Source organism: Burkholderia sp. AU32262 (genome assembly GCF_020419985.1).
GTDB lineage: Bacteria > Pseudomonadota > Gammaproteobacteria > Burkholderiales > Burkholderiaceae > Burkholderia > Burkholderia semiarida.
In genome coordinates this window covers 1-1,445 of sequence record NZ_JAIZRS010000069.1, presented here as the reverse complement: position 1 = coordinate 1,445, position 1,445 = coordinate 1, and the positions used below count along the sequence as shown (strand labels likewise).

Sequence of the window (1,445 nt, the reverse complement as noted above, 5' to 3'; positions counted from 1 at the left end):
TGAACTGACCCCGCAAAGTTGGACAGTTAAAGGCTAGGCGCCCAAGGGCTGAGTCCTGTATTGCACGGGACTCAGCCCTTTCAACTTGAGCTTGATGCGTTCGTGGTTGTAGTAGTGGATGTAGCGCTCGAGCGTGTCGCGCAAATGCTCCACGCAAGTGAAGCGATGTCCCTTGTAGCACTCGGACTTGAGCGTGCCGAAGAAGCTTTCCATCGCAGCATTGTCGAGGCAGTTCCCCTTGCGCGACATGCTTTGAGTCAGCTTGCGTCGCTTCAATTGCCGACGAAACGCCGGCATCCGGTATTGCCAGCCTTGGTCCGAATGCAATAACGGTCTGTCCGTGCGTTTGAGTTTGGCCAATGCCTTCTTCAGCATGCTGCTGACCAGCTCGAAGCTTGGGCGTCGGTCCATCTGGTAGGCCACGATCTCGCCGTTGTACAGGTCCATTACCGGCGACAGATACAGCTTCTGCCCGCCGACGTTGAATTCCGTCACATCCGTTACCCACTTCTGGTTGGCCTGCGTGGCGCTGAACTGACGTTGCAACAGGTTGGGCGCGACTTTGCCGACCTCACCTCGCCACGAACGATATTTCTTCGGGCGCAGCAGGGACTTCAGCTGCAATTGCTGCATCAGCCGCTGCACAGCCTTGTGGTTGACGAGATGCCCGGTTTGCCGAATCGCAGCCGTGACGCGTCGATAGCCGTAGCGGCCCTTGTGATGGTCGAACACCGCCCGGATCCTCGCCTTGAGATCGGCATGGCGATCGCCAACGTTCAGCGTCCCGAGTTGGTAATAGAACGTGCTGCGCGCCAAACCGGCCGCCTTCAGAAGTGCCGCTACCGGATGGTGTTGCCTGAGCTCGCGCACTATTTGCGCTTTTTCTTTTGCGCTGCCTGCTTCTTCGCCAGCAGCGCATCGAGCTTTTTTAGGTAGGCCACCTCCGCACGCAGATACTCGTTTTCCTTGAGCAATTCCTCGCGTGTGCGTTCATCCGGTGAGCCGGTTTCAGTGGGTTTGGGCGGAAGTGAAGTGGCCATCTTTCGGGGGCGCCCTCGTCGGCGAGGGGACAGTGCATCGATACCGCCCTCATGATACAGGCGCTCCCAGCCGGCGACGCAGCCCGCGCCACGAATGTCGAACAAGGCCGACACCTGGCCGTATGACAACTCGTCTCGCCACATGCGCTGCAGTACCGATAGCTTGAACTCAGCATCGTAGCAAACGTGTTTCTTGCGCAACCCCGCGTTGCCATGCTCCCTGTAACTTGCCACCCAGCGCCGGATCACCGTACGCCCCACGCCGTGCCGGGCAGCCAGGGACTGGATGCCAATTCCACCGGAAAAATACTCGTCAACGATGCGTTGCTTGAACTGCTCGTTGTACTTCGTCATGAAAAACACCCCAAAGGTTGGACGGGTGTCCAACTTTTGGGGTGCAATTCA

General features: G+C 58.2%; 1 protein-coding gene. It reads right to left on the bottom strand.

Annotated elements, in window-relative coordinates:
- Positions 1 to 33 precede the first annotated feature (33 nt).
- Positions 34 to 1,394 (bottom strand): IS3 family transposase gene (locus tag LGN10_RS33335; RefSeq protein WP_099316614.1). Its coding sequence is split into 2 segments (ribosomal slippage): positions 34 to 932 and positions 932 to 1,394, totalling 1,362 coding nucleotides; the frame shifts between segments, so codons are not numbered across the junction.
- Positions 1,395 to 1,445: the final 51 nt, after the last annotated feature.